Below are 26754 nucleotides of genomic sequence, written 5' to 3'. Positions count from 1 at the left end.
TTTATTTGACTGATGTTATATACAAATATTGGTAGTTTATTTGAGCCTATACAGTAATAAATACTTTTACTGCTCATGTCGACCATTCACAAGTACTCAAAACTTATGAACACAATTTCGCGGAGGTCTCCGCAACAAAATTTGAGCTTAAGCTCATCAACACGATATCACAATCGCTAGTTCGGCATTTGACCCGGCTGTCCGTATGGCCTTCGTATAACTGTAATACAGTTAGGTCAGACTTGAATAATGCTTGACTTGGTTTGTGATGATAGACTTAAATATCCTACCCTCCTCATTACCGCTATCACTAGTCGCTTTTTATCATATAAATCAAAATGTTGCAAGTTATAATATGACTATTTGATACAATTACGTAAATATGAGATATTCTTCTCAGGATGGAAAGCCGGCAAAAAAATACTTTCAAAAGGAAAGGGGTCCCTCAAATGAGCCCTAAAACAGATCACGAATCTCGCTACCAACAACTCGCTTCCGATATAGCATCAAGGATAGCGGAAGGCAGCTATCAGGTCGGTGATAAGATATTTGCAAGATCCTCCCTGGCATCCCAGTATCAGGTCTCATCAGAGACTGCCAGAAAGGCAGTATGCGTACTTGCGGAGCTGGGAATAGTTGAGGCTGAAAAGGGGAGCGGGGTCACTGTGAAGTCCAGGGAAAACGCACTGCTCTTCATTTCAAGGAGACGTGACGCGAGGACCCTTTCCTTTCTCAAGAACAGCATCATAGAGAAGGCAGAAAAGCAGATACGTGAGATCGCGGAGCTGAAGGAAGAGGTCGAGATGCTTGTTGACCTGACTGAACGCTTCCGGTCGACAAACCCCTTCATTCCCTTTGAGATAACCCTGGAAGGCAAGCTTCCCTCGATCGGGAAAAAAATATCTGAACTATGCTTCTGGCAGTCGACCTCGGCGACAGTAGTGGCCATAAAGAAAAAGGGGGCCCTCGTCCTTTCACCAGGGGGTTCGACACTCCTTGAAGAGGGCGACGTTCTCTATTTTGTGGGAGACGAGGGCAGCTACTCAAGGGTAAAATATTTCCTGCAGACCCTCCTGACAAAAGACCCCTTGGATTATTAACAAAGAACAGACAAAAGCTCGCCTGTACATACTTTTATGCTCAACAAACGATATTTTAGCTTGAAAAAGCAACAACTTTATGTAAGAATAGGAGTGTTGCAATTTTTATGGACGGAGGGATCCTGATGAAGAATAAACTGAGAAATGTGCTTTTGCTTTTAGTGATGGCCCTGATCTGCACAATGCCTGCACAGGCATTCGCAAAGACAGAGATCGTAGTTACGGACAACGGGTGGGACAGTCAGAAGCTTCACAATGAGATAGCGAGGATAATAGTCGAGAACGCCTACGATGGATATGTGCTGAAAACTTCGACGGCATCCTCCACGATGAACTGGCAGGCGATAATCGCGGGAGACGTAGACCTTGACATCGAAAGCTGGACGGACAACGTTGCCACGTATCCTAAGGATGTTGCAAACGGGGATATAGTAGACGTTGGCGTGCTGGCCCCTGACAGCAATCAGGGGTTCTATGTCCCCAGATATGTCATAGAGGGGGATGCAAAACGCGGGATCAAGCCCATGGCACCCGGCCTCAAGACAGTAAAGGACCTTGCCGGATATCACAAGGTATTCCCAGATGACGAAGACAAGGATAAGGGAAGGATATACGGCTCCATCCCGGGATGGATGGCAGACGAGGTGCTCCACAAGAAATATGAACTTTATGGGCTGAATAAAAACTACAACTATGTCCGGCTCGGAAGCGAAGCCACGCTCTTCGCCTCGCTCGTAGCCGCATACAACCTTGGCGAAGCCTGGGTCGGCTACTGCTATGAACCGACCTGGGTAAGCGGAAAGCTCGACCTGGTCCTTCTTCAGGATGAACCATACGACAAAGAGCTTTTCGAAAAGGGCGCAACAGCCTTTCCGTCGCAGCAGCTGAAGATCGTAAGCAGCAAATATTTTGCGAAGAAAGCTCCCGACCTTCTTGAGTTCTTCAAGAAGTACAGGACGGGAAGCAGGCTGATAGCTGAAGCACTTGCTTATCTCGACGAAAAGAAGGTCAGCCACAGCGAGGCGGCAAAGTGGCTCCTCAAGACGCACGGCGATCTTCTGGACCAATGGCTTCCGAAGGAGAAGGCCGAGAGGGTAAGGGCCGTTCTTTAAGACTTTCCTGCGAGGTTTTAGAAATCTTAGATCAGGGAGGTCTTGATGAATGGAGTATCTGTTTAAGTTTCCCGAGAGTCTGAGGATCGGAAACGGCGAAGCGATCGACATAGCTGTAAAAGCCTTCAGCAGGAACCACAGGGAGACTTTGGGGCTGATCAAGTCAGCGATCATAGCATCGATAAACTCGATAAATACGCTGCTTGAAGCAATACCGTGGCCTCTTCTGATCCTCCTGGTGGCATACATGGGATGGAAGGTCAGCAAAAAACCTTATGTTGGTCCTATGTATGCGGCGATGCTCTTCTTTATCGGCATGTGCGGCCTGTGGGAGAACATGCTCGAGACGATCAGCATGGTGATAGTGGCTGTCTTCCTCTCTGTCATGATGGGATTCCCGCTTGGAATAATAGTGGCGATGAGCAAAAGGACATCGGCCGTAGTGAGACCTATTCTCGACCTTATGCAGACGATGCCTGCCTTCGTATATCTCGTGCCGGCGGTGATACTCTTCAGCCCCGGGAAGACACCTGCCCTGATAGCCACCACCATATATGCGGTGGTGCCGATGGTCAGGATGACAAACCTGGGCATCATCCACGTGGACAAAGAGATGGTCGAAGCCGCTTCGGCCTTTGGATCGACAAAAATGCAGCTTCTGGCCAAAGTCCAGATACCGCAGGCGATGCCTTCGATCATGGCGGGCGTGAACCAGACGATAATGATGGCGATGTCCATGGTCGTCACCTGCGCCCTGATCGGCGCAAACGGCCTTGGTATGGAGATACTGCTCGCGACCAACAGGACCGAGATGGGCAAGGCTCTCATGCCGGGCATTTCGATAGTCATCGTTGCGATAATACTTGACCGCCTTACCCAGGGGATGATAAAGAAAGAGGCTCCGACAGAATGATAAATGAAGAATATATCGCTGAAGCAAGGAACATCGTAAAAATTTACGGCAAAAACAAGGCTGAAGCCTCCAGAATGATGTCGGAGGGCTTCGAAAAGGACGAGGTCTACCGAAAGACGGGGGCTGCGGTGGCTCTTTGGAACGTCTCTTTCAAAGTAAGGAGGAAGGAGATATTCGTCATAATAGGGCTCTCCGGTTCCGGAAAGTCGACAATAATAAGATGCTTCAACCAGCTTCTGAAACCGACCTCGGGAACGATCGTCTTTGAGGGACAGGATGTCGGAGAACTCAAGGGCAGCGAACTGTTGACCCTGAGGCGTGACAAGATCTCGATGGTCTTCCAGAACTTCGGCCTGCTCACCCACAGGAGCGTTATCGACAACGTAGCCTACGGACTGGAAGTAAGAGGTGTCCCCAAAAAAGAACGCTTTGAGAAAGCTGAGGAGTTCATCAGGATGGTCGGCCTTGAGGGCTGGAGCGACAAACCCATATCAAGCCTATCGGGAGGGATGAAGCAGAGGGTCGGCATAGCAAGGGCACTGGTAAACTCCCCCGACATGCTGCTCATGGATGAACCCTTCTCTGCCCTCGATCCGCTTGTCAGAAGAGAGATGCAGTTCGAGCTCCTCTCGATCCAGAGAAAACTCGAAAAGACCATAATATTCATTACCCACGACATAAACGAGGCCTTCAAGCTCGGAGACAGGGTCGCTATCATGCACAACGGAAAGATAATACAGTCGGGAACACCGGAAGAGATGTCTACTGATCCGGCTGATGACTACGTCCGCAACTTCATCGAAGGTGCGGATATGAGCATGGTGCTCAAAGTGAGGCACGTGATGTTCCCGCCCCAGTGTATAGTCAGGGAAAACGTCTCGCCCGCAAGTGCCGTGAGGGAGATGAGGGAAAATCAGGTTTCAAGCGCATACGCAGTCGCGGACGACATGAAGTTCATGGGAGTCGTAACGCTTGATGACGCATTGAGAGCAAGGCAGGAAAAGCTCCCGCTCTTCTCGGTGCTTACGAAGGGTGTACCTGTGACCGGAGAGGAGGTCCTCATCAAGGACATAATACCTAAGGCGGCTCAGGCAAGGTTTCCGATCGCTGTGGTCGGGGAGAGGGGCAAGCTCAAAGGGATAGTAAGCAGGGCTTCAGTCCTCTCTTCACTGGCCCGATGAACTCAGCAACATATATAATGCTGAAGGCGTCAGAGATATCCTGCAGCATCTCTTTAACGCCTTGAGCCTTTTCAACCGCCGTTTTCAGAGAGGTGCCAGAGATAGAGGGACGCTATGGTGCCATAGGGAGAATACCGTTTCCTGTATTTTTCGAAAGTCCCCCTGTCAAGGTCTTTGAGTCCATAAAGAGACATTATTCCTTTCCTGATGGCGAAATCCTTGTAGCTCACGATGTCCGGCCTGCCGAGCGAGAATATGAGGAACATCTCCGCTGTCCAGTCCCCTATTCCCCTTATCGAAGTCAGCTGTGAGGTTACATCCTCGTCCGTCAGTCCGGCAAGCCCTTCAACATCCAGCCTGCCCGAAAGCACGGCCTCTGAGAGTCCCTTTATATACTGCGCCTTTTTCATCGAGATACCGACCGATTTGATCTCTTCATCGGGGAGTGATGCTATCTTTTCGGGCGTAACGATGCCGAATTTCAGGCTCATTCTCATGCTGACAGTTTCGGCTGCCCTGTTGGATATCTGCTGCGTAGCTATATAGCCTACAAGTGAGTCAAAAAGATCTTCACTCACCTTACACTCGAGAAAGCCCGTGTCCTCTATCAGCTTTCCCAGCTTTTTGTCTTTTTTGGAGAGGTATGATATCTCCTTCTCGCCATACTCAAGATTTCGCATATTTTCTTTCCAGGCCAAGGAGGAATTCTTTGATGTCAAGTCCGCCGCCAAAACCTACCAGTTTGCCGTCTGAGCCAATTATCCGGTGACAGGGTATGATTATGGAGATCGGATTCCTGTTGTTTGCCATTCCCACAGCCCTGAAGCCCCTGGGGCTCCCGACCGAACGCGCGATGTCGCCGTAGCTGCGGGTCTCCCCGTAAGGGACCTTCAGAAGTGCCTCCCAGCACCTCATCTGAAAATCCGTCCCTTTAGGCGCAAGGGGAAGATCAAATATTTTTCTCTTTCCTGAAAAGTATTCCTGAAGCTGCCCCGAAGCCTTCCTATGCAGAGGCGTCTCTTCCAGGCATATATCAGAACGGGATATTGAAGACCTCTCAAAATGGAGGTCCGTTATCTTCTCTGACTCTACCCCTATGCCCAGTCTGCCCACGCCTTCATAGATATAAAAATAATATTTTTTCAATTTTTTCCTTCCTCCTCAGCCTCTGCGTCAACATCCACACTTAAAGATAACGGCCTTATCGTTTAAAATTATAACTGTTAAATTCTGCCTGATAAAGGCTGAGGAGGGGCATTGATGAAGATTTTTGTTTCGGGAGCATCCGGCAACGTAGGAAAGACGCTTGTCAGGACCATACAGAATATTGAATGGGCCGAGCTTGTCGGCGGATGGTGCAAAGAAGCCGGCCAGGACCTAGGAGAAATTGCCGGGATCGGAAAGATAGGCATCATAGCCACTGACGATCTAAATGCGGGGTTGAAGGCGTCAAACCCTGACATTGTAATAGACTTCTCCGCAACTCCTGTCCTGCCCGGAAACCTCAAAATCTACGCAGAAAAAAATCTCAATGCGGTGATCGGCACGACGGGACTGACCGACGAGGATCTTGCGCCATTCATAAAAGAAGTCAAGGATAAGGGACTCCGCTGGTCAGTGATACCAAATTACGGTCTCGGAATAACTCTTGTAATGGATTTTATAAAAAAAGTACGCAGCTACTATCCCTACCTGAGTATAATCGACCGCCATTTCCCCGGGATGGCGAATGCGCCCAGCGGAACTGCGGCAAGCCTGGCAAAGGCGTTTGCTCAAGATTCAGGCCCCGTTGAAAGCGCTGAAGTATATCCGGGTGTGCTGGGCGCAAAAATATCCGGAGTTCCTGTCCTCTCGCAGCGCCTGCCGTGGCCCGGACCGTACTCGGAACATGAGGTGCTTATGGGCAGGCAGAACGAGATCATAAGGATATCCGTCCAGGACCACACCAGCGACATTTACATGGACGGTATTTTCCTGACAGTTAAAAAACTTCCGGGAATGGCCCCAGGGACTTTCGTCAGGGAACTTTCGGATATCATCGAAGCAAACTGAAATAAGTAAAGGACACAGTCTCATTCACCTGTGCAGAATGTATAATAATCTCCACGCTAAATGTTGAAAGGTGATCGTATGCGCCGTTTGCTGATGTTGGCACTTCTTCTTTTTTCCGTAATGATCCCCGCTCCCTCTCCGGCATCCGATACCGTTGAGTTCAGTGCCCTCTTTATAGAGAAGGACAACGGAACTGAGCAGAGAGGAAAGATATACGTTGCCGAAAACATGTCCCGCTACGAGATCCAGGGAAGCAATGAGGTCGTGGTCACAAGGCATGACAAGAAGGTCATCTGGCTTATATTCCCAAAGCTAAGAAAATACGTTGAACAGCCTTATCTCGGAGAGCCGAAGCAGAATTATTCAGGCGCCCATGAAGCCGACACCGGAGATCTATCAAGAGAGTTCATTGAGTATAAGATGGTCGACAGCTACAGGCTGAAAAAATTCCTCGTCACGGTAAAATACATCAACGGGGAGAGCATGGACAGGTATTACGAATGGTACAGGGACAACTTCCCGGTTCCGGTAAGGACGGAGTCACTGGACGGAAATACCTCTTATGAGTACGTAAACATAAAACTGGGCAGGCCGCCCGTCGAATTTTTTTCACAGCCCAAGGGCTACAAAAAGATAACGATGGAAGAGCTTGCCGAGCTCGAAGACGGCACCGCAAAAGAAAACTGACAAGCTGCTAAATTATCGGAGGGGAGCATTCGCTCCCCTCCAGTCTTTGTGTGCTCTGATAAAGACTATTCTTATGACCGGCCGTTGCTTCTGAGTCCAACGGTATCGCCGCCCCGTTTGACCGCTATGATCTCCGCAAGGATCGAGACTGCGATCTCTTCGGGCGTCTCCGCTTTTATCGGAAGGCCTATGGGTTGGTGTATCCTGTTGAGATGTTCTTCCGACACACCTCTTGCCAGAAGCATTTTTCTGACCGCAGCGATCTTTGACCGCGAGCCTATCATGCCGTAATATGCTCCCGGCTTTTTATCCGTTAACGCAACGGCCTCGGCATCGAGGGCATGACCACGGGTCACGATGACCACATAACTTCTCTCGTGGAGTGTTATCCCCTTTTCAAATATCTCCTCTATGGGGCAGGCAACAGTACGTGCGCAGGAGATGTTCTCCCTGTTCGCGTACTCCTCCCTCTCGTCCCATACCGTTACCCTGAAGCCGACGAATGCTCCCGCCTGCGCAACAGCCTTACCTACGTGTCCGGCTCCAAGGATGAGGAGCTCATCCTCCCTTCCGACCACTTCCATATAGATGGTTGCTGAGCCTCCGCAGAGCATCCCGTCCTTCTCAGTCAGATCCTTTCTCCAGACCAGGACAGTCTCGCCTGAAGCAAGAAGCTCCCCAGCTTTTTTTATCGTTTCAAATTCGATGAGCCCCCCGCCTATGGTGCCGCTGATGCTTCCGTCCCTGCGCACCCACATCGAGGCCCCTTTGCTCCTGGGCGTTGATCCTGATTCCTCGGTGACCGTGCAGAGCACTCCGCATTCACCGGCTTCGACCTCATCGTTTATAAGAGTCAAAAGTTCCCTGTTCATCTTTAAAGCTCCTTTACTTCCAAATTCAATAATAACTGTGATCAGAGATCAGAACTTGCAGCAGGCAACAACTGTCAACTTCCGGCCGCAAAAGAGCAGGATGGATACCGGCAGGTCGGACAGTGTTCGCAAAGCCCCCCTACTCCCCACCTCCGTACAAGATCACCGGGTTCTATGCCTGCGAATACAAACGGAAGGAGCTTGTCCAGCGCGGTCCTCTCGTCAAAAGCAACGCAGGCGGGAGCTCCTATGACGGCGACCTCTTCGCCGTCCACAGGAGACTTTGCGTATCCGAGCATGAGCATGGCCCCCGGAAGTGCGGGAGATCCCTGGAAGGATATTTTGCGGCAGACGGAACGTATCGCACCGGGCGTCCTGTCGTCAGCATCGACGCTCATGCCTCCCGTACAGATGATGACCTTGGCTCCCTGCTCAAGAAATTTATTGATCGCACCTGCTATATCTTCAAGCGAATCTGTGCAGAAGGTCTGGCCGATAACGCTCCCGCTCAGCCTGCCAAGCTTTTCGTCAAGCTTTGGCCTGAACGCGTCTTCGACCCTCTTGTCCACTATCTCCTTGCCGGTGGTCACAACAGCCACCTTCAGGTCCCTGAAGGGCAGGACCGCGAATGGTCTGCTCCCCCTGACAGCTGCAACGGCGCGCTCGACCCTGTAGTCCTCCATCACCAGAGGTCTTATGCGGAAGCCGGCTACAGTCTGGCCCTTCAGTACCGGGCGGTGCGGGGCAAGGGCGGAGAGGACCCAGTCGGGATCCTGATTGACCCTGTTCACCGTCTCCGCAAGATACCAAAGCAGGCCTGAGCTTGTCGCCACAAGATTGCAGCGCCCCTCCTCGGGAGGAGTTACCCTCAGGTTCTCTCCGCAGAGGACCTCTGCCAGCTGCATTGCCGCATCATCTTCATGGATCTCTCCGGGAGACATTTCCATCACGGAAAGGTTCTCCCTCCCCATGTCCTTCAATGTGGGGATGTCTTCTTCCGTAATTACCTGTCCTTTTTTGAAGCGGGCTGATTTCTTGTGGTTCACCGCATCTATCTGAGTAAGGTCATGGGCAAGTGGTTTCCCTATCGCCTGCTCGAGCGGAATGGCTGTTATCTTCATCTTTGCTTATCCTCCGTTTCGGGCCTGCATTCACTGCAGCAACCATATACTACGAACTGCTTCCCCTCAACTGTCATACCCTCGGGCACTTCCACCCTGGGAAGTCTCTGGCCTGTAAGACAGATCATTTTTCCGCAGTGGAGGCATAGGAAGTGCGGATGGTCCCCCGGGCATCCCTTCAACTCGGGGTCATGGGCGCAAAAGCGCCATACTCCGTCGAGCCCCTGGACCTGGTGCACGATGCCTGAGGCCTTCATGGTCTGCAATGTCCTGTAGAGCGTGACCTTGTCAAGCGGCTCTGTCAGCATAGATGATATTTCGCTGTGAGAAAGGGGGGAAGCCTTTTCAATCAGAAGACTGAGTACGACCTTTCTCTGGTGTGTAGCTCTCAGCTTTGCTTTGCTCAGCATTTCTTCTACTATCATAAAAACCACCTCTTAAACAGAAAAAAACGCAACCAGTTTGCATTTTAAAGTATTCCCGCTTCCACAGCAAGTCTTTCTCTGATCACATATGACCATTAATAAATACTATCCACTGTTTTTCTGACAACAAAAACATATTTTTGAATGTTTTATTCGAATTATCTATCTATATTAATGGAGATTTTTGTTTTTTTGTTTGGATCACAAATTAACTATCTAATTTAAGTTGTATTTATAAAAATTCTTTCTCTATTTATTCCTTTGATAGTAACTTTTTTAACGTGAAAATAGTTGACATTTATGGGATATGGTCGTATTATGTCGCCCATTACGTCAGGGTATGATGCCCGGCGTTCAGGCCAAAACCTCGAAAGGTGGGACGCGAAGTGCGAATAGACAGTCTGATCCGTGACATTACAAGTCTGGTTCTCGTTCTGGTACTTCTTATTAGCAGTGGGTCCCCCGAGGTGGCCGACGCTTAAACGTCGTGTTACTTTCGGACCGGGACCCTTAAGGGTCCCGGTTTTTTTTGTCTCTATCATCAGCATACAGGAGGACATGATATGAAGAACACTTTTACCATCCTATCCGAAAACAACCCTGGAGTTCTCATGAGGATAGCCGGGCTGATCTACCGAAGAGGCTACAACATAGAGAGCCTCAGTGTAGGACAGACGGATACCCCCGGAATATCAAGGTTCACTGTGGTCATTGAGGGCGAGGAGGGTGTTTACGACCAGATCAAGAAACAGCTTCTGAAACTGATAGAAGTCATAGAGGTCACCAACCTCACACAGCAGGGGCCCTTCGTCGAGCGCTGGCTGGCGCTTGTGAAGGTCCGCGCTCCTCTTGACAGGCGTCCTCACGTTCTTCAGACAGCCGAAGTGTTTCGCTGCAGAGTTGTAGACCTTGGCACCGAGGCGGTGACGCTGGAGATCACGGGTGACAAGGGAAAGATGAATGCATGCATGGAGGCTTTCAGGCCATACGGAATAATAGAGACCGCCGGATCGGGGCAGGTAGCCCTTTCACGTTCGGGCTTCATTTCGGAAGAGACGTCTGATAAGGACCTTGCAGTCAACAAGCTGATATAAGTTCGTTATGACGAGGCCTCAAAGAGACCCAGACATAAATAAACAACAAAATTTTAATTGTCCAGTGGGACAGAAGGAGTGTTTCTGTAATGGCAAAAGTATATTATGACCGCGACGCAGACCTTGGTTTTCTTGATGGAAAGACAATAACGATAATCGGCTACGGCAGCCAGGGACACGCACATGCGCAGAACCTCCGCGACAGCGGAGCGAAGGTAATAGTGGCCCTCCACGAGGGAAGCAAGTCAAGGGCCACCGCTGAGAAGGACGGCTTTGAAGTCTGTACTGTTGCGGAAGCAGCGAAAAAATCAGATGTGATGATGTTCCTCATGCCCGACCATCTGCAGGCCTCAATATACAAAAACGAAGTGCTCCCCAACCTTAAGAAAGGCGCAAAACTTGCTTTCGCACACGGATTCGCAGTCCATTTCGGACAGATCGTACCGGAGCCCGACCGCGACGTCTTTATGGTGGCACCCAAAGGGCCTGGACATATGGTCCGCCACATGTACAAAGAGGGGAAGGGTGTTCCCTGCCTTATCGCGATCTATCAGGACGCATCAGGAAAGGCGAAGGACTTCGCACTTGCATATGCTTCCGGTGTAGGCGGAGGAAGAGCAGGGATCATCGAGACGAGCTTCCGTGAAGAGACCGAAACGGACCTCTTCGGTGAACAGGCTGTCCTCTGCGGCGGAGTGAGCGAACTAATGCAGGCCGGATACCAGACTCTCGTTGACGCCGGTTATCAGCCTGAGATGGCGTACTTCGAGTGCATCAACGAACTCAAACTGATCGTCGACATGGTATTTGAAGGCGGACTCAGCTGGATGCGCTACTCGGTAAGCGACACGGCAAAATACGGGGATATGATCGCCGGACCCAGAGTTATCGGGGAAGAGTCAAAGAAGGCAATGAAGCAGCTCCTTACAGAGATCCAGGACGGCACCTTCGCCCGAGACTGGATACTTGAGAACCAGACCGGTCGCCCCCGCATGAAGAAGTGGGCAAAGGCTGCCCAGGAGGCAGACTGTGAAGCCGTAGGAAAAGAGCTTCGCAAAATGATGCCCTGGATGGAGCAGAAGGAAGTACCTAAGTTCTAAAAAATAACGGGGCGATGGGCGTCATAAAGGCCGGGCGGGATGGATCAGGAAAGCAAATGGAAGAGACATCCGCCCGCTCCTCGCTTCTCACGGCGAATCAGCCGATCCCACTACCTTAATAAAGGAGAGAACGACATGATCGATCGAGTACGAATTTTTGACACGACACTTAGAGACGGAGAACAGGCTGCCAGGATCAACCTAAACAAGGGCGAAAAGCTGCAGATAGCCCGCCAGCTTGCCCGACTTGGCGTCGACGTCATAGAGGCGGGTTTCCCTGCTTCGTCACCCGGCGACTTTGAATCCGTACAGGCTATAGCCCGTGAGATAAAAGGCCCGATAATAGCGGGACTTGCGAGGACCAGAGCTGAGGATATCAGGAGCGCCGCGGAAGCAGTAAAAGACGCAGAGCGCCCGCGTATACACACATTCATAGCGACAAGCCCCATACACATGGAGTATAAGCTTAAGCTGGACAAGGAGGGTGTGCTTGCAGAGGTCAGCAGCGGAGTCAGCCTGGCAAAGTCACTTATAGACGATGTTGAGTTCTCAGCAGAGGACGCAAGCCGCTCTGAGGTGCCCTTCCTGATCGAAGTCTTTAAGACCGCGATCGAATGTGGCGCAACAACGCTCAACATCCCCGACACTGTGGGATATGCCCAGCCAGATGAGTTTTATGCTTTTGTAAAAGAAATACTCAAGGGAGTCAATCCTCCCGAAAATATAGTCTGGTCAGTACACTGCCACAACGACCTCGGCCTTGGGGTCGCCAACTCGCTTGCCGCAGTGAGGGCGGGCGCGAGGCAGATCGAATGCACCATAAACGGTCTGGGTGAGCGTGCGGGCAATGCTTCTATGGAAGAGATCGTCATGGCGCTCAATACCAGGGCAGACCAGTATCCGGCAAAGACAGCCATTGACACGACAAAGCTTTACAGCACCAGCAAGCTTGTATCTCACCTGACCGGAGTCATGGTACAGCCCAACAAGGCGATCGTAGGCCTTAATGCTTTTTCTCATGAGGCTGGGATACACCAGCACGGGATGCTCTGCAACAGGGCGACATACGAGATCATGACACCGGAGACTGTTGGAGCTCCGGCTTCTGACCTCTTCCTCGGGAAACACTCGGGACGCCACGCGTTTAGGGACAGGGTCGAAAGTATGGGCTATCAGCTGTCGAAAGAAGACCTTGAGACTGGCTTCACTTACTTCAAGGAACTTTGCGACAAAAAAAAGGACGTAAGCGATGGTGACATAGAGGCACTGATACTTGACAGGGTCCTCTCCTTTGTTCCCGAGAGAAGGTACATACTTAAAGACTATGCCGTCCATGTTGGTACCGGAAGCAAACCAACCGCAAGCGTCACCCTGACATCAGGCAGTGACGACTACACTGAAGCCGCTGTCGGCAACGGACCCGTAGATGCATCCTACAACGCTGTGAAGAAGATCCTCGGATTCGCCCCTCAGCTGAAGGGCTTCAGGATCGGAGCCACAAGCGAACGTTCGGATGCGCAGGGGGAGACCAGGATAGTGCTCCACCACAAGGACATTCAGGCCCAGGGGCGCGGGACCAGCACCGACGTTATCGAATCATCCATCCGGGCATATGTGGATGCAATAAACAGACTGTACGCTGCGGCGGCTGTAAAGGAGATAAAGCTCAATGGCCATGACTCTCGCTGAGGCGATAATAGCAAAACACACCAAAGATCCTGTTGAGGCAGGTGCGATCTGCCGTGTCAGTGTCGATTTCGCTTTCACAAACGACATAACAGGTCCTCCCGCTATAAAGGAATTCAGGAAAATGGGGGCGAAAAAAGTTTTTGATCCCATGCGCTGCGCCATTTTGCCTGACCATTTTTCACCGGCAAAGGACATTGCTTCAGCCGAACAGATAAAAGAGTGCCGGGAGTTTGCATACGAACAAGGCATGCTGTTCTGGGAAGTGGGCAGAGTCGGTGTGGAACACACCTTCCTCCCCGAAAACGGGCTGGTCCTACCCGGCGAGATAGTGCTGGGTGCTGACAGCCACACCTGCACCCATGGCGCCATGGGTGCCCTTGCTACCGGCGTCGGCTCGACCGACCTAGCTGCGGCATGGGCACTCGGAGAGACCTGGCTGAGAGTCCCCGAGACGATGAAGGTCTCTTACGAAGGCACTCCCTCCGAGTGGCTCTGCGGGAAGGACATGATCCTGGCGCTCATAGGTAAGATAGGAGTGGAGGGAGCGCGCTACATGGCCCTCGAATTCCACGGAGAGGCCCTTGGAAAGCTTGGGCTTGACGACAGGTTCACCCTCTCTAACATGGCTATCGAGGCTGGAGGGAAGACGGGACTCATCAACCCCGATGAAAAGCTTCTGAAATATACCTGTGACCGTGCAGCCAGGCATTTTGAACCCCTCTTTGCCGATGGGGACGCGGCGTATGCAAGTTCGGTCACGATAGATGTGACCGGCATGGAGCCCCAGGTAGCCATGCCTCATCTTCCAGAAAACGTAAAGCCAGTATCAGAAGTCTCAGGGACACATGTAGACCAGGTCTTCATAGGATCCTGCACTAACGGCAGGATCAGCGACTTAAGAAGCGCCGCTAAGGTCCTTAAGGGAAAGAGAGTACACAAAAAGACAAGGCTTATGATCATACCGGCATCTTACGAGGTTTACCGTCAGGCAATGAAGGAAGGGCTTTTCGACATATTCCTCGATGCAGGCGCAGCGATCTCAACACCAAGCTGCGGTCCGTGCCTCGGCGGACATCTCGGCATACTTGCCGCAGGCGAACGCTGCATATCGACAAGCAACAGAAACTTCGTAGGCAGGATGGGATCGCCAAAAAGCGAAGTCGTGCTCTCAGGTCCCATGGTAGCGGCGGCATCGGCTGTTGCGGGCCACATCTGCCATCCGAAGGAAATAACAGGCTAGGGGGCATGGAAATGGAGACGACCTTAAAAGGAAAGGCATGGGTATACGGCGACAACGTTGACACGGATGTCATCATTCCTGCAAGGTATCTTGTTACCAGCGACGAAAGATCACTTGCCGCCCACTGCATGGAAGACATAGATGCCTCTTACGCCGGAGGAGTATTAAAGGGAGACATGATCGTAGCCGGAAACAACTTTGGCTGCGGATCGAGCAGGGAACACGCCCCAATAGCCATAAAGGGCTCAGGGGCTTCCTGTGTGATAGCTAAATCATTCGCACGCATATTTTACCGCAATGCCATAAACATCGGCCTTCCGATACTCGAATGTACGGAGACCGGGCGGATAACGAAAGACGATATCATAGAGGTGGATCTGGCAAAAGGGACGATAACAAACAGGACGAAGGGCGAGACATACAACGCAAAACCCTTTCCCGATTTTCTCCAGAACCTGATCGGCCTTGGAGGTCTCGTACCTTACGTCAGGGCAAGACTATCTGAATAAGGGGCGACAGAGAGATGAAAAAATATAAAATAGCGGTCATTCCGGGCGACGGAATAGGCCCGGAAGTCATAGGCGAAGCGATCAAAGTTCTGGACAGGTGCGGGGAAAAATTCTCATTCTCTTTCGAATGGGAGAAATTCCCTTACGGGGCAGGGCACTACCTTGCCACCGGCGAAGTGATGCCGGAAGAGGCGATGGAGCATATGTCCCGTTGCGACGCCATGCTCCTTGGAGCCATCGGCGACCCTCGGGTAAAGCCTGGCATACTTGAACAGGGCATACTCCTTGCCTTTCGTTTTTACTTTGATCAGTATGTGAATCTGCGCCCGGCCTTTTCACTGCCTAAGGTGCATACCCCTGTCGACCTGAAGGGGACGAAGATGGACTCCGTGGTGGTTCGTGAAAACACTGAGGACCTCTATATGTGCATCGGAGGAACTACTGAGACCGGGGAACTTGAGCTTCCTGTGGAAGTCAGCAGGGGCAGCTATGAACTCAAAGGCAGGATGAGCCTTAAGACTGACCCGGCATGTCCCTTCGCTGCCCAGGCCGCCATAAACAGCAGGCCCGGAGTTGAGAGGATAACCAGATATGCCTGTGAGCTCGCAAAAAAGCGCGATGAGGATACCGTAACTGTTGTATCAAAATCCAACGCAGTATCGGCCCTCTACGGATTCTTCGAGGAAAACGCGAAGAGGGTCATGGCAGATGAATATCCCGAGCTGAAATATGCCATGGTAAACGTGGATGCACTATGCTATCACCTGGTCCGCAATCCAGCGGCATATGGGGTCCTTCTCTGCCCCAACCTGTTCGGCGACATAATCAGCGACCTCCAGGCGGGCCTTGCGGGAGGGCTGGGGACAGCTGCAGGAGGAAACATCGGGGACGGTCTCTCGATGTTTGAACCTGTACACGGATCGGCTCCCGACATAGCCGGGACAGGCAGAGCCAACCCTGTAGCGGCAATACTTTCAGGAGCTCTGATGCTGGAACATCTTGGCGAGGCAGACGCTTCAAAGACCGTAAACAGCGCCGTGTCGGATTTCCTTGAAAATGCCCTGGAAAGTGAGCTGCCCTTTGAATTCGGAGGAAAAGCCTCTTTCGAAGAGGTCGGAGAAAAGATCAGGAAGTACATCAGGTAATTTTATTGTCAGCCCCGGCAAGGGGCTGAAGACGGTCGTTCTACAATAGGAGGTATATCCAATGGCAAAGATGAACGGAGCCCAAATGGTGGTCAAGTCCCTTGAAGCAGAAGGAGTGGACACGATATTCGGACTGCCCGGCGGAACTGTTATCCACCTTTATGACGCAATATATGATTCAAAGATCAACCATGTCCTGATGCGCCATGAACAGGCAGCTTCGCATGCAGCTGACGGATACGCCAGAGTAAGCGGGAAACCCGGCGTATGCATTGCAACATCAGGCCCCGGGGCGACTAACCTTGTGACCGGGATCGCTACTGCAAACCTGGACTCCGTTCCGATGGTCGCGATCACGGGACAGGTGGCCACGACCATGATAGGGACAGACGCTTTCCAGGAGGCAGATATAATGGGAGCCACTATTCCTCTCGTAAAGCACAGCATGCAGGTCCGTACGCCCGAACAGATACCGGTCGCTGTGAAAAAAGCCTTTTACATAGCATCGACAGGCAGGCCCGGTCCGGTTCTGATAGATGTCCCTGCCGACGTGCAGAAGGGTTTCGGGGAGTTCAAATATCCCCAAAGCATAAGCTTTCCCGGGTACGACCCGGAAAGGGGAGCAGACCTGAGCCAACTTGACGCGGCAGTTTCCCTCCTCGAGCATGCGGAGAGACCGGTCATCTTTGCGGGAGGCGGAGTGATCAGGTCAGGTGCGGCGGGAAAACTTACAGAGCTCGCTGAAAAACTTGAAATACCCGTAGTCACATCGCTGCTCGGAAAGGGATCGTTCCCTGAATCTCATCCTCTTGGTCTTTCTTTGGGAATGGCAGGAATGCACGGACACCCCGTAGCGAACAGGGCATTGATGACGGCTGACGTTATACTCGCGGTCGGTTCGCGTTTCAGCGACAGGAGCACGGGAAAGAGGTCGAGCTTCGCATCGGAGGCAAAGATAATACACATCGACCTGGACCCCGCTGAGATAGACAAGGCAATAGAGTCCGAGGTCTGGCTTGTCGGCGATGCGGGAAAGATAATCGACGCGATCAGAAAGTCCATCAGCAAAAAATATTTCGACAGGTCACACTGGCTTGAGGAGCTTGAACTGATCCGTCAGAAGGAACCTCTTCCCAGAAATGAATATGCGGGGGAGATAGCCCCATGGCAGGTCATAGAAACGCTGAGGGAGATAACCGGAGGAAAGTCCGTCCTGACGACTGAGGTTGGTCAGCACCAGATGTGGGCTGCACTCCACTACAAGGTGGAAGAACCTCGCCGTTTTGTCACTTCCGGAGGTCTGGGCACAATGGGTTTCGGCTTCCCGTCAGCGATAGGAGCGGCTCTCGCCTGCCCGGGTCAGCATGTATGCTGTATAGCGGGCGACGGCAGTTTTATGATGAACATACAGGAACTCGACACCTGTGCGCGTTACAATATACCCGTAAAGGTTTTTATCCTCAACAACTCCTGCCTTGGCATGGTCCGCCAGTGGCAGCAGCTCTTCTATGAGCACCGCTACTCGAATACCATCTACAACCGGAATCCCGATTTCGTAAAGATAGCAGAGGGTATGGGAGTCAGCGGCTTCTCGGCAACAAGGCCCGAGGAGATAAGGAAAACGATAGAGGCTGCCCTGAAGGTGCCCGGGCCTGCACTTGTGGACTTCAGGATACCGCAGGGCGCGCTGGTCCTTCCGATGGTACCGCCGGGCGGATCGATAGACAAGATGATACTGAACTGAGGGGAAGGATCCGGAAATGAACAGCGACAAAGCAAAAAAAGGTTATCAGAGAAGTCCGCACCGCTCCCTGCTGAAGGCTGCGGGATACACTGACTGGGAAATAGAACGCCCATGGATAGGGGTCGCGAATTCCTATAACGCAATAATCCCCGGACATGTCCATCTGAAGACCATTACAGAGGCAGTGAAGGCAGGGATATACGCAGCAGGCGGACTACCGATCGAATTTCCCGTGATCGGCGTCTGCGACGGCATTGCAATGAACCACGAGGGAATGAAGTTCTCCCTTCCCAGCCGCGAGCTGATCATGGATTCAATAGAGATAATGGCAAAGGGACACGCATTCGACGGACTTGTCCTGGTAACGAACTGCGACAAGATCGTCCCCGGCATGGCAATGGCCGCGGCAAAGCTGAACCTTCCGTCTGTTGTCATCTCCGGAGGGCCGATGATGGCCGGCACAATGAAGGGGAGGGTCCTGGACCTCAACAGCGTCTTCGAGGGCGTTGGAATGAAGGCTGCGGGCAAGATTTCGGATGAAGAGCTCAGGGACGTGGAAGACAACGCCTGCCCCGGATGCGGATCCTGCTCGGGGATGTTTACAGCAAACACCATGAACTGCATGATGGAGGCCCTGGGGCTTGGACTTACGGGAAACGGCACCATACCGGCAGTACATGCGGGCCGTGTGCGCCTTGCCAAGGACGCGGGGCGGGCCGTGATGGGTCTGATAGAGAAAAACATCAGGCCGAGGGACATCCTCACCATGAAAGCTTTTGAAAACGCACTTGCGGTGGATCTGGCGCTCGGAGGTTCCACCAACACTTCTCTTCACCTTCCTGCCATAGCATGGGCAGCCGGCCTTAAACTTCCCCTTGAACTCTTCAACGAGATCGGCGCGAGGGTTCCGCACCTATGCTCGATGAGCCCCGGAGGCCATCACCACATAGAAGACCTCTGGCAGGCCGGCGGCGTTGAGGGACTCATGGCAAGGCTGCTTGAAAAGGGACTCATCCACGGAGAACTGATCACAGTGACCGGCAGAAGCGTCAGAGAGAACCTAAGCAAGGCAAAGGTCGTGAACGACAACGTCATCCGCCCTGTCGAAGACCCCTACCATAAGGAGGGAGGACTGGCCTTCATCAAGGGCACCCTCGCTCCTCTGGGCGCCATAGTAAAGCAGTCCGCGGTACTTCCCGAGATGCTTGTACACGAAGGTCCTGCACGGGTCTTTAACTGCGAGGAAGATGCAAGCAAGGCCATCCTTAACAACGGGATAAATGACGGAGACGTCGTAGTCATCCGTTTCGAAGGACCAAAGGGAGGGCCCGGTATGCGCGAGATGCTCACGCCGACCTCGGCGATAATGGGGCAGGGTAAGGGAGGAACAGTAGCCCTTATCACAGATGGCCGATTCTCGGGAGCCACAAGGGGCGCCTCGATCGGGCATGTCTCTCCGGAAGCTGCAGTGGGCGGGCCGATCGGACTCGTTGAAGAGGGGGACATCATATCGATCGACATCCCCGCCAAAAGGCTCGACCTCAAGGTGAGTGAGGAAGTCCTTGCAAGAAGAAGGGAAAAATTCGTACCCTGGGTACAGCCGGCGGAGAGTCCCTTCCTAACAAGGTACAGGGAATTTGCAAGCTCCGGCGTAGAGGGCGCCGTACTGAGGGATAAACCACTGTAAAAGTTGCCGCTGTTTTGGCAAAGAGGATTTTAGAATTATCAGGAGGTCTCGGACTCAGAGGCTTCCTGATATTTTTACCAAGCCTTGGAGGACAGATCTGAACCAATAAAAATTTTAATGCCCAATAATCGCAACAGTGTTGCAAAAAACCCGGGACTCTCTTATACTCTTTTTGTTGATACTTAGTTGCAATAGGAGGTCTCTGATATGATCGTTCGAAATCATTTCAAGTTCACTCTATTTTCCCTGTTCTTATTGACCCTCTCTCTCTTCGCCTTTCCTCTGCATGCCAATGCGGAGACGACACTGACCGTATTTGCCGCCGCATCTATGACTGAATCCATGAATATGATCGCGGGATCGTACAAAAAGTCAGCGCCTGATGTAAAGATAGTCTACAATTTTGACTCCAGCGGCACCCTTAAGACGCAGATCGAACAGGGTGCGGAGTGCGACATTTTCATATCTGCAGGCCAGAAACAGATGGATCAGATCGACATCAAGGCAGATCCCAAGGTGAACACGAAGAAGCTTGACCTGGTTCTGGAAGGAACACGCTTCAACATAGTCTCCAACAAGGTCGTCATGGTGGTACCCAAAGGACATAACCCGAAAGGGATCAGCGATTTCAGGGACGCGGTCACTGAAAAAGTTTTTCTCATTGCACTCGGAAATTCAGATGTCCCGGTAGGCCAATACTCGGAAGAGATTTACAAAAATCTGGGCCTTTGGGACAAACTCAAAAGCATGAACAAAATAAGCTATGCCAGCAATGTCAAGGAAGTGCTCTCACAGGTAGCTGCCGGAGCAGTTGACTGCGGCATAGTTTACAGCACGGATGCCGCAACATCAAAGGGTGTCGATGTTGTCGCGGAAGCGCCTAAGGGAAGCCATAAGCCCATCACCTACCCTGCCGCTATTTTGAAAAAAGCAAAAAACCCGGAAGCCGCAGCGGCATTCGTTGATTTTCTCAAGGGCCCGGAAAGCTCAAAGATCTTTAACAAGATAGGTTTTGCAGTTCCAACCAAATAACAGGACTATGATCAGTTAGGAGCGGTCCTGCCCGGATAAGGCCTGGCCGCTCTTTTTCCTGAATGACCGGATAGGGGTAAGATATGGACTGGTTCCCGCTTTATAATTCGTTGCGTGTGGCATTGATCTCAACATTTTTTACTTTTTTTCTTGGTATTTTTGCCGCGCATTACATAGCGAAGACTCCCCGTTTTCTTAAAGGGCTGATTGATGGTGTCCTGACACTGCCTCTGGTCCTCCCTCCAACTGTCATAGGGTTTTTTTTGCTTAAAATGATCGGACCGCTTGGGCCTGTCGGCTCAACGGTCCTTGAAGTGTTCGGATTCAAACTCACCATGACCTGGTATTCCGCAATTTTTGCAACAACGATGATCTCCTTTCCTCTCATGTACCGTACTGCCCGCGGCGCCTTCGAGTCATTTGACAGCACGCTGCTTTACTCGGGACAGACCCTGGGCCTGTCAGACACCTTCCTCTTCTGGCGGGTCATCATGCCGAACTGTAAACAGGGCATACTTGCAGGTGCTGTCCTCTCATTTGCCCGCGCCCTTGGCGAATTCGGCGCCACGACCATGGTAGCAGGCTATATCCCGGGAAGGACCGCAATAATTTCCACAACGGTATACCAGCTTTGGAGAGAGGGAAATGATGCCCTTGCCTATAAGTGGGTGTTTATAAATCTTGTGATCTCGTTTATAGTGCTGACGGCTGTAAACATGCTTGAAAACCGTTATAAACAGCCTGTCGGTACAGCCAAGAACCATTTCGACCATGAGGATTAGGGGCAGAAAATGTCAGTATATGTAAAAATAAAAAAATCGTTCGGGAACTTCGTTCTCGACACAGAGTTTGAAGCTGAGAACGAAATCCTTGCCCTGCTCGGAGCCTCAGGTTCAGGCAAGAGCATGACGCTGAAATGCATTGCCGGCATAGTCAGGCCGGACATGGGACGTATTGTCGCAGACGGCGTGACGTTGTTTGATTCAGACAAAAAGATCAACCTGAGTCCCCAGGAAAGGCATGTCGGACTGCTTTTCCAGAACTACGCCCTTTTTCCAAATATGACTGTCGAGCAGAACCTGTGTGCTGTGATCAAAACCTGCGGCAAAGGAAAGTATCCAAAAGAAAAGCTGGACATCCTCCTTGAAAGCTATTATTTGACTGGTCTTGAGAAGCATTATCCTGGCCAGCTTTCGGGGGGACAGCAGCAGCGTGTGGCCCTTGCGAGGATGATGGCGAGCGACCCCAAAATCATAATGCTTGATGAACCATTATCGGCCCTTGACAGTTACCTGCGCTGGCAGGTAGAAAAAGAGCTCACGGAGATACTGGGAAAATACAAAGGCACAACTCTTTATGTCTCACATAACAGGGATGAGGTCTATAGGATCTGCCGAAAGGTCTGTGTCATAAACGAAGGACATTCAGAAAAAGTCAGCTCGGTCGACGAATTTTTTAATGCTCCCCCTACACTTGCGTCAGCCCTTTTATCGGGATGCAAAAACTATTCAAAAATAAAAAAACTGTTGAACGGCACAGTATATGCTATCGATTGGAAAACCAGTCTTAATTGTTCGGCCCATGTCCCTGATGATGCAGGATATATTGGTGTCAGGGCACATAAGATCCTTCCACTAGGCGACAAGGATAACTGCGTGAATAAAATCAGCTGCCGGGTGCTGGAGGTCAGGCATGACCTCTTTTCGGTCATTGTCACAGTGGTGCCGGAAGATGCCGACCCCAGGAAGGAGTTCTCCCAAATCCGCATGGAGCTGCCCTCCCTTGAAGATGATTCGCTCCGCCCGGGAGACAGCATGGCAATAAACATCCCCCCGGAAATGATCATGCCCCTGAGAAAAAGAATTATCTGAAAGGCTGACGCCGACCTGCTCCAGATAAAAGGGGCGAAGATCTTTTAAGCTCTTCGGCCCTTTCTCCGGTTACCGGCCGCTTTCTCCGATCATCCGAGTCAGGCGGTCACTTAAGTTTTATTTGAAACCTGTAAAAATGGCCGGACAAAGACTTTCTTCATTACTTTCTTGCATATACGGTATCAATAAGAGTTCCGTCGCGGTACTCAACGACGGCGGCTATCTTGTCGCGGTCAAACTCAGCCGGACGGGGAATGCCGGTCAGTTTCTCGACTTCCTTCTTCAGGGCATCGATATCGACTACGGGCAGACCCGCCTTGAGGGCAGAGCCAATAAGGTCTTCCCTTCGGGGATTGATGCAGATGCCCCTTTCCGTCACTATGGCATCGACCGTCTCGCCCGGAGTCGTTACCGTTGTTACCCTTTCCTTTATCGAGGGAACTCCTCCCCTGAAGGAGGGTGCGACAACTATTGAAAGTTTTGCCCCTGCAGCGGTATCCTGGTGCCCGCCCGAGGCTCCTCTGAGAACTCCGTCATGGCCCGTAAGCACGTTCACGTTGAAGCCGCAGTCGACCTCAAGGGCCGCCAGAATGACGCAGTCAAGGTTATGAACGATGCAGCCGGCATTGAAGGGGTTCGCGTACCACGAAGCGTCAATTTCAATATGGCGGGGATCTTCATGGATCGACCTGGTAACAGCCGAATCAAAGCTCTGTACGTCGAAGACCGCGTCAAAGAGCCCCTCCTCAAGCATTCCGGCAAGATATCCGCCCACCCCGCCAAGACCGAAGCTCCCCCGGATGCCCTTTTCCCTCATGTGTTCCGCAAGATATTTTGCGACAGCGAGGCTTGCTCCTCCCACACCCATCTGGAAAGAGAAGCCGGGTTCCAGTATTCCGGAAGCTTTCATCAGCCGGAAAGAATCTTTGGCGATCTTCAGGTCCACAGGGTTCCTTGTTATCCTTGCAGCCCCGGTAGCGATCTTCTTCGGATCTCCCAGGCTTTGGACACAAACTATGCTGTCTACGAGATACTGCGGTATCGATATCCTGGGATTAAGCGGGTAATCGACAAGGTTGTCAGTGACCGCAACGACATGTCTGGCATGGCGCGCATCGGTCATCGCATAGCCCATTGAACCGCACGCTGAAGGACCGGTGCTGCCTGTGATATTGCCAAGCGGATCGCAGGCAGGAGCAGCAAGGAACGCAACATCGATCGATATCGATCCTTCCTCAATGGCCCTCGCCCTGCCTCCGTGACTTCTTATTATCACCGGTATCTCCAGCTCGCCGCGGGAAAGGAGTTTCCCGAGTTCGCCCCTGACGCCGGATGTGTAGAGCCGGTTTATCAGGCCGCTTCTGATATAGTCTGCAATACAGTCATGGATGTCCGGAATCGAACTTGGGGCGAGAGTCAGACCCTTGAAGCCCATTTTCTCCAGGATATCAAGGACCATCGGCATCACTGCATCGCCGTTTCTAAGATGGTGATGGAATGAGATCGTCATCCCGTTTTGAAGTCCTGAGAGTTCGACAGCCTTTTCAATGTTCTCAACCACTTTGCTCCTTGCGGGCAGCGGGCGGCGCAGCTGCATCTGAGTTCCTCCAAAAGTACCCGCCCGGCCCAGCATGGCAAAGGGAGACATATAGGGAGCGAAAGATCCGACTCCGGGAAGCTCGAGGGGGACCTTTCTTCCAAGTGAATTCAGGGTCATCTCCATCAGGATCCGCTCCTTTCAAAACCATAGAGGTCCGCAAGCTTGAGCAAGTGACGGGCTCTTGCCACAACAGGCGCGTCGACCATTTTGCCGTCTACGGAGATCACGCCTTTGCCCTCTTTTTTCGCATTTTCGGCGGCTTCGACAACGCGTACAGCTTTTTTCAACTCTTTTTCGTCGGGCATGAAGGCCTGGTGTATCGTCTCTATCTGATCGGGATGTATGGCCGCCTTGCCGGTGAAACCAAGTCCCACGATCGATCTGCATTCCCTGAGCAGTCCCTCTTTATCGCTTATGTCTGCCCAGACTGTGTCATACACATTCACCCCTGCAGCGCGGGCTGCAACTACCACTCTGCTCCTGGCATAGAAAAGTTCCCAGCCATCTTTCGTCTTGCTGACACCCATATCTGCAGTCAGGTCCTGTCCTCCGAGGGTTATGGCCTCCACACGAGGGCATGCCGATGCAATGAGATATGCGTTCTCGACCCCGACGGCAGTTTCAATCATCGCATGTATCCGGACTTTACCAACAGGGATGGAATTTGCACTTTCTATGTCTCCAATTTTTTTGTCCGCGGCAAGAACATCTGCGGGACCGTTGCATTTCGGGATCCTAACGGCCGCCGGCAAACATGGAATTATCTCTTTCAGGTCGTAATCGAAAAATTCCGTATCGGCACCGTTTACCCTTACAGTTACAATGAGACCTTTAAAATCATAATCCTGTAAAAAGCAGGCGACCATTTTCCTTGCCGCATCCTTCTCAGTAAGGGCAACTGCATCCTCAAGGTCAAGCAGTATACTGTCAGCTCCGAATACAGGCGCATGCTGGATCATGCCGGGAGAATCACCCGGTATGTAGAGCATTGAACGGCAGGGCTTCATTCTTTGGCCACCCCTTTGCATGCACGGCTGAGAGCAGTTTCCAGGCGAGCTTTTATAGTTATCTCAAGGGCCCCCTGATCCTGGATCGATATCTCCGCTCCGACGAGGCTGTATCTTTTTGATACATTCTCAACAAGAGCCTTCGTCCTTTCAGCAAAAACTTCGCTGTTGGCACCCTTATATTCAAGTTTGAGTTTTTCAGCCGGTGAAACCGTCACCAGGCAGTCCGATGATTCCAGCGTCCCGGCGCTGGCGGTATTAAGCAAGATCAATCTGCCCATCACCTTTCATTCTTAGTTGAAGGAGGAGGAAAATTTCACCCTCCTCCTTCGATTATATTACTTTATTTCAACCTCTCAGCGACTGCACGGAGAAATTCTTCAGTAGTCACGACCTTTTTGTCATACAGGTCGGCTATGGATGAAATGTCCTTAGTCATTATTCCTGCTTCTATCGTCTCCGTTGAAGCTTTTTCAAGTTTGTCGGCAAAGGCCTGAAGTTCTTTGATCCCGTCAAGCTCTCCGCGCTTCCTGAGTGCCCCCGACCAGGCAAAGATAGTCGCCATGGGGTTTGTCGAGGTGGCCTCGCCATTGAGATACTTGTAATAGTGGCGGGTGACTGTACCATGTGCCGCTTCGTACTCAAATACACCATCCGGGGAGACAAGGACCGAGGTCATCATCGCAAGGCTCCCGAACGCCGTCGCCACCATGTCGGACATTACATCTCCGTCATAGTTCTTGCACGCCCATATAAAGCCTCCTTCCGAACGTATCACCCGGGCAACGGCATCATCGATCAGGGTGTAGAAGTATTCGATCCCGCATTTCTCAAAATCATTTCTGAATTCGGCCTCGAATATCTCCTGAAAAATATCCTTGAAGCGGTGGTCGTACTTTTTGGATATCGTGTCCTTAGTGGAGAACCACAGAGGCTGTTTCGTCCCCAGCGCATATTTGAAGCATGAGCGGGCAAAGCTCTTTACGGACCTGTCAAGGTTATGCATTCCCATTACAACGCCGCCGCCCGTAAAGTCATGGACCAGATCTCTTTGGACTTTACCGCTGTCGCCGTCTGCGGGCTCGAATGTGAGATAGACTTTGCCCGGGCTATCTATGACCATCTCAACGTCCTTGTAAATGTCGCCGTAAGCATGACGTGCGATGGTGATCGGCTTTTTCCACGTCCTCACGGTGGGGCTGATGCAGTCCAGGAATATCGGGGACCTGAAGACTGTCCCGTCAAGTATGGCCCTAATAGTCCCGTTCGGACTCTTCCACATCTGCTTCAGTCCGTATTCTTCGACTCTCTGCTGATTGGGGGTTATCGTGGCGCATTTGACCGCCACACCATATATTTTTGTCGCCTCCGCGGCCTCCACCGTTATCCTGTCGTCAGTCTCATCGCGTTTCTTAAGTCCCAGGTCATAGTATTCAGTCTTCAGGTCAATATGAGGTTCAAGCAGTATCTCCTTGATCTTGGCCCAGATAACGCGGGTCATTTCATCCCCGTCCATCTCCACCAGCGGTGTCTTCATCGTTATTTTCATATCGTTCCCACCCTTCAGGTCCTT

Annotated in this window: 26 protein-coding genes; 17 read left to right on the top strand and 9 right to left on the bottom strand. The window is 51.7% G+C overall.

Annotated elements, in window-relative coordinates; genetic code table 11:
• Positions 1–449: 449 nt before the first annotated feature.
• The 4 genes from OLM33_01080 to OLM33_01065 all read left to right on the top strand — a co-directional run bounded on the left by OLM33_01080 (position 450) and on the right by OLM33_01065 (position 4306).
• On the top strand, positions 450–1100 hold the full coding sequence (locus OLM33_01080; GenBank protein ID MCW1712268.1) for a GntR family transcriptional regulator: 651 nt from the start codon (positions 450–452) through the stop codon (positions 1098–1100).
• Positions 1101–1225: 125 nt separating this feature from the next.
• Positions 1226–2212 (top strand): ABC transporter substrate-binding protein, encoded by a 987-nt coding sequence (locus tag OLM33_01075; protein MCW1712267.1) that lies wholly within the window; start codon positions 1226–1228, stop codon positions 2210–2212.
• A gap of 49 nt (positions 2213–2261) precedes the next feature.
• On the top strand, positions 2262–3125 hold the full coding sequence (locus tag OLM33_01070) for an ABC transporter permease subunit (protein MCW1712266.1): 864 nt from the start codon (positions 2262–2264) through the stop codon (positions 3123–3125).
• Entirely contained in the window at positions 3122–4306 is a 1185-nt protein-coding gene (locus OLM33_01065) for a glycine betaine/L-proline ABC transporter ATP-binding protein (GenBank protein MCW1712265.1), read from the top strand. Before OLM33_01070 ends, OLM33_01065 begins: the two co-directional genes overlap by 4 nt.
• A 71-nt stretch (positions 4307–4377) precedes the next feature.
• Here the strand turns inward: OLM33_01065 and OLM33_01060 are convergent, their stop codons facing one another.
• Together OLM33_01060 and OLM33_01055 are read right to left on the bottom strand one after the other, a co-directional pair.
• Entirely contained in the window at positions 4378–5004 is a 627-nt protein-coding gene (locus OLM33_01060; GenBank protein ID MCW1712264.1) for a DNA-3-methyladenine glycosylase, read from the bottom strand.
• Entirely contained in the window at positions 4973–5452 is a 480-nt protein-coding gene (locus OLM33_01055) for a methylated-DNA--[protein]-cysteine S-methyltransferase (protein ID MCW1712263.1), read from the bottom strand. Before OLM33_01055 ends, OLM33_01060 begins: the two co-directional genes overlap by 32 nt.
• Positions 5453–5566: 114 nt before the next feature.
• Between OLM33_01055 and OLM33_01050 the strand changes: the two genes are divergently transcribed.
• Together OLM33_01050 and OLM33_01045 are read left to right on the top strand one after the other, a co-directional pair.
• The gene (locus OLM33_01050; protein ID MCW1712262.1) at positions 5567–6358 is read left to right on the top strand and encodes a 4-hydroxy-tetrahydrodipicolinate reductase; all 792 of its coding nucleotides are present in this window, start codon (positions 5567–5569) and stop codon (positions 6356–6358) included.
• A 93-nt stretch (positions 6359–6451) separates the two neighbouring features.
• A complete protein-coding gene (locus OLM33_01045) occupies positions 6452–7045 on the top strand; it encodes a hypothetical protein (protein MCW1712261.1) in 594 nt (197 codons plus the stop codon).
• 71 nt (positions 7046–7116) lie between these two features.
• On the opposite strand, the gene OLM33_01040 is transcribed toward OLM33_01045, so the two are convergent.
• The 3 genes from OLM33_01040 to OLM33_01030 form a co-directional block, all read right to left on the bottom strand.
• Positions 7117–7917, bottom strand: coding sequence for an XdhC/CoxI family protein (locus tag OLM33_01040; protein ID MCW1712260.1), 801 nt, complete (start codon positions 7915–7917; stop codon positions 7117–7119).
• 74 nt (positions 7918–7991) lie between these two features.
• Positions 7992–9038: a molybdopterin-binding protein gene (locus tag OLM33_01035; protein ID MCW1712259.1), complete on the bottom strand. Its 1047-nt coding sequence runs from the start codon at positions 9036–9038 to the stop codon at positions 7992–7994.
• Positions 9035–9463 carry a transcriptional repressor gene (locus OLM33_01030; protein ID MCW1712258.1) on the bottom strand — a complete coding sequence of 143 codons (429 nt, stop codon included), beginning with the start codon at positions 9461–9463 and terminating at the stop codon, positions 9035–9037. The genes OLM33_01035 and OLM33_01030 overlap by 4 nt, the downstream gene beginning before the upstream one ends.
• 563 nt (positions 9464–10026) lie before the next feature.
• On the opposite strand from OLM33_01030, the gene ilvN reads away from it, so the two are divergent.
• From ilvN to OLM33_00975, 11 genes are all read left to right on the top strand, one after another.
• Positions 10027–10557, top strand: a complete 531-nt coding sequence (gene ilvN / locus OLM33_01025) for an acetolactate synthase small subunit (GenBank protein ID MCW1712257.1) — start codon at positions 10027–10029, stop codon at positions 10555–10557.
• Between the two features lie 89 nt (positions 10558–10646).
• Complete coding sequence (ilvC, locus tag OLM33_01020; GenBank protein ID MCW1712256.1) at positions 10647–11657, top strand: ketol-acid reductoisomerase; 1011 nt, start codon at positions 10647–10649, stop codon at positions 11655–11657.
• Between the two features lie 135 nt (positions 11658–11792).
• On the top strand, positions 11793–13346 hold the full coding sequence (locus OLM33_01015; GenBank protein MCW1712255.1) for a 2-isopropylmalate synthase: 1554 nt from the start codon (positions 11793–11795) through the stop codon (positions 13344–13346).
• Entirely contained in the window at positions 13327–14586 is a 1260-nt protein-coding gene (locus tag OLM33_01010; protein MCW1712254.1) for a 3-isopropylmalate dehydratase large subunit, read from the top strand. The genes OLM33_01015 and OLM33_01010 overlap by 20 nt, the downstream gene beginning before the upstream one ends.
• 11 nt (positions 14587–14597) lie before the next feature.
• Positions 14598–15095, top strand: coding sequence for a 3-isopropylmalate dehydratase small subunit (locus OLM33_01005; protein MCW1712253.1), 498 nt, complete (start codon positions 14598–14600; stop codon positions 15093–15095).
• 14 nt (positions 15096–15109) lie between these two features.
• A complete protein-coding gene (locus tag OLM33_01000; GenBank protein MCW1712252.1) occupies positions 15110–16240 on the top strand; it encodes an isocitrate/isopropylmalate family dehydrogenase in 1131 nt (376 codons plus the stop codon).
• Positions 16241–16301: 61 nt separating this feature from the next.
• Entirely contained in the window at positions 16302–17984 is a 1683-nt protein-coding gene (gene ilvB, locus OLM33_00995; protein ID MCW1712251.1) for a biosynthetic-type acetolactate synthase large subunit, read from the top strand.
• 16 nt (positions 17985–18000) lie between these two features.
• Positions 18001–19671, top strand: coding sequence for a dihydroxy-acid dehydratase (gene ilvD / locus OLM33_00990; GenBank protein ID MCW1712250.1), 1671 nt, complete (start codon positions 18001–18003; stop codon positions 19669–19671).
• 207 nt (positions 19672–19878) lie between these two features.
• Positions 19879–20703 carry a molybdate ABC transporter substrate-binding protein gene (gene modA / locus OLM33_00985; GenBank protein ID MCW1712249.1) on the top strand — a complete coding sequence of 275 codons (825 nt, stop codon included), beginning with the start codon at positions 19879–19881 and terminating at the stop codon, positions 20701–20703.
• A gap of 83 nt (positions 20704–20786) precedes the next feature.
• Positions 20787–21485: a molybdate ABC transporter permease subunit gene (gene modB / locus OLM33_00980; protein ID MCW1712248.1), complete on the top strand. Its 699-nt coding sequence runs from the start codon at positions 20787–20789 to the stop codon at positions 21483–21485.
• Positions 21486–21494: 9 nt separating this feature from the next.
• Positions 21495–22574 (top strand): ATP-binding cassette domain-containing protein, encoded by a 1080-nt coding sequence (locus OLM33_00975; GenBank protein MCW1712247.1) that lies wholly within the window; start codon positions 21495–21497, stop codon positions 22572–22574.
• Positions 22575–22734: 160 nt separating this feature from the next.
• On the opposite strand, the gene citF is transcribed toward OLM33_00975, so the two are convergent.
• From citF to OLM33_00955, 4 genes are all read right to left on the bottom strand, one after another.
• A complete protein-coding gene (gene citF, locus OLM33_00970; protein ID MCW1712246.1) occupies positions 22735–24297 on the bottom strand; it encodes a citrate lyase subunit alpha in 1563 nt (520 codons plus the stop codon).
• Positions 24297–25181 carry a CoA ester lyase gene (locus tag OLM33_00965; protein MCW1712245.1) on the bottom strand — a complete coding sequence of 295 codons (885 nt, stop codon included), beginning with the start codon at positions 25179–25181 and terminating at the stop codon, positions 24297–24299. The genes citF and OLM33_00965 overlap by 1 nt, the downstream gene beginning before the upstream one ends.
• Complete coding sequence (locus OLM33_00960) at positions 25178–25462, bottom strand: citrate lyase acyl carrier protein (protein ID MCW1712244.1); 285 nt, start codon at positions 25460–25462, stop codon at positions 25178–25180. The genes OLM33_00965 and OLM33_00960 overlap by 4 nt, the downstream gene beginning before the upstream one ends.
• A 62-nt stretch (positions 25463–25524) precedes the next feature.
• Positions 25525–26730: an NADP-dependent isocitrate dehydrogenase gene (locus tag OLM33_00955; protein MCW1712243.1), complete on the bottom strand. Its 1206-nt coding sequence runs from the start codon at positions 26728–26730 to the stop codon at positions 25525–25527.
• Positions 26731–26754 lie beyond the last annotated feature (24 nt).

This window comes from Synergistaceae bacterium DZ-S4, from assembly GCA_025943965.1.
Classification (GTDB): Bacteria; Synergistota; Synergistia; order Synergistales; family Synergistaceae; genus Caenicola; species Caenicola nitritireducens.
This window is presented reverse-complemented; position numbering and strand designations above follow the sequence as displayed.

What these genes read in the sequence shown, in the direction of transcription:
- OLM33_00975 (MCW1712247.1), top strand. Translation starts at nt 21,495, where the DNA reads ATGTCAGTATATGTAAAAATAAAAAAATCGTTCGGGAACTTCGTTCTC.
- OLM33_01080 (MCW1712268.1), top strand. Translation starts at nt 450, where the DNA reads ATGAGCCCTAAAACAGATCACGAATCTCGCTACCAACAACTCGCTTCC.
- OLM33_01000 (MCW1712252.1), top strand. Translation starts at nt 15,110, where the DNA reads ATGAAAAAATATAAAATAGCGGTCATTCCGGGCGACGGAATAGGCCCG.
- OLM33_00960 (MCW1712244.1), bottom strand. Translation starts at nt 25,462, where the DNA reads ATGGGCAGATTGATCTTGCTTAATACCGCCAGCGCCGGGACGCTGGAA.
- OLM33_01040 (MCW1712260.1), bottom strand. Translation starts at nt 7,917, where the DNA reads ATGAACAGGGAACTTTTGACTCTTATAAACGATGAGGTCGAAGCCGGT.
- ilvB (MCW1712251.1), top strand. Translation starts at nt 16,302, where the DNA reads ATGGCAAAGATGAACGGAGCCCAAATGGTGGTCAAGTCCCTTGAAGCA.
- ilvD (MCW1712250.1), top strand. Translation starts at nt 18,001, where the DNA reads ATGAACAGCGACAAAGCAAAAAAAGGTTATCAGAGAAGTCCGCACCGC.
- ilvN (MCW1712257.1), top strand. Translation starts at nt 10,027, where the DNA reads ATGAAGAACACTTTTACCATCCTATCCGAAAACAACCCTGGAGTTCTC.
- OLM33_01045 (MCW1712261.1), top strand. Translation starts at nt 6,452, where the DNA reads ATGTTGGCACTTCTTCTTTTTTCCGTAATGATCCCCGCTCCCTCTCCG.
- OLM33_01075 (MCW1712267.1), top strand. Translation starts at nt 1,226, where the DNA reads ATGAAGAATAAACTGAGAAATGTGCTTTTGCTTTTAGTGATGGCCCTG.
- citF (MCW1712246.1), bottom strand. Translation starts at nt 24,297, where the DNA reads ATGGAGATGACCCTGAATTCACTTGGAAGAAAGGTCCCCCTCGAGCTT.
- OLM33_01010 (MCW1712254.1), top strand. Translation starts at nt 13,327, where the DNA reads ATGGCCATGACTCTCGCTGAGGCGATAATAGCAAAACACACCAAAGAT.
- ilvC (MCW1712256.1), top strand. Translation starts at nt 10,647, where the DNA reads ATGGCAAAAGTATATTATGACCGCGACGCAGACCTTGGTTTTCTTGAT.
- OLM33_01030 (MCW1712258.1), bottom strand. Translation starts at nt 9,463, where the DNA reads ATGATAGTAGAAGAAATGCTGAGCAAAGCAAAGCTGAGAGCTACACAC.
- OLM33_00955 (MCW1712243.1), bottom strand. Translation starts at nt 26,730, where the DNA reads ATGAAAATAACGATGAAGACACCGCTGGTGGAGATGGACGGGGATGAA.
- OLM33_00965 (MCW1712245.1), bottom strand. Translation starts at nt 25,181, where the DNA reads ATGAAGCCCTGCCGTTCAATGCTCTACATACCGGGTGATTCTCCCGGC.
- OLM33_01070 (MCW1712266.1), top strand. Translation starts at nt 2,262, where the DNA reads ATGGAGTATCTGTTTAAGTTTCCCGAGAGTCTGAGGATCGGAAACGGC.
- OLM33_01050 (MCW1712262.1), top strand. Translation starts at nt 5,567, where the DNA reads ATGAAGATTTTTGTTTCGGGAGCATCCGGCAACGTAGGAAAGACGCTT.
- modA (MCW1712249.1), top strand. Translation starts at nt 19,879, where the DNA reads ATGATCGTTCGAAATCATTTCAAGTTCACTCTATTTTCCCTGTTCTTA.
- modB (MCW1712248.1), top strand. Translation starts at nt 20,787, where the DNA reads ATGGACTGGTTCCCGCTTTATAATTCGTTGCGTGTGGCATTGATCTCA.
- OLM33_01005 (MCW1712253.1), top strand. Translation starts at nt 14,598, where the DNA reads ATGGAGACGACCTTAAAAGGAAAGGCATGGGTATACGGCGACAACGTT.
- OLM33_01035 (MCW1712259.1), bottom strand. Translation starts at nt 9,038, where the DNA reads ATGAAGATAACAGCCATTCCGCTCGAGCAGGCGATAGGGAAACCACTT.
- OLM33_01065 (MCW1712265.1), top strand. Translation starts at nt 3,122, where the DNA reads ATGATAAATGAAGAATATATCGCTGAAGCAAGGAACATCGTAAAAATT.
- OLM33_01015 (MCW1712255.1), top strand. Translation starts at nt 11,793, where the DNA reads ATGATCGATCGAGTACGAATTTTTGACACGACACTTAGAGACGGAGAA.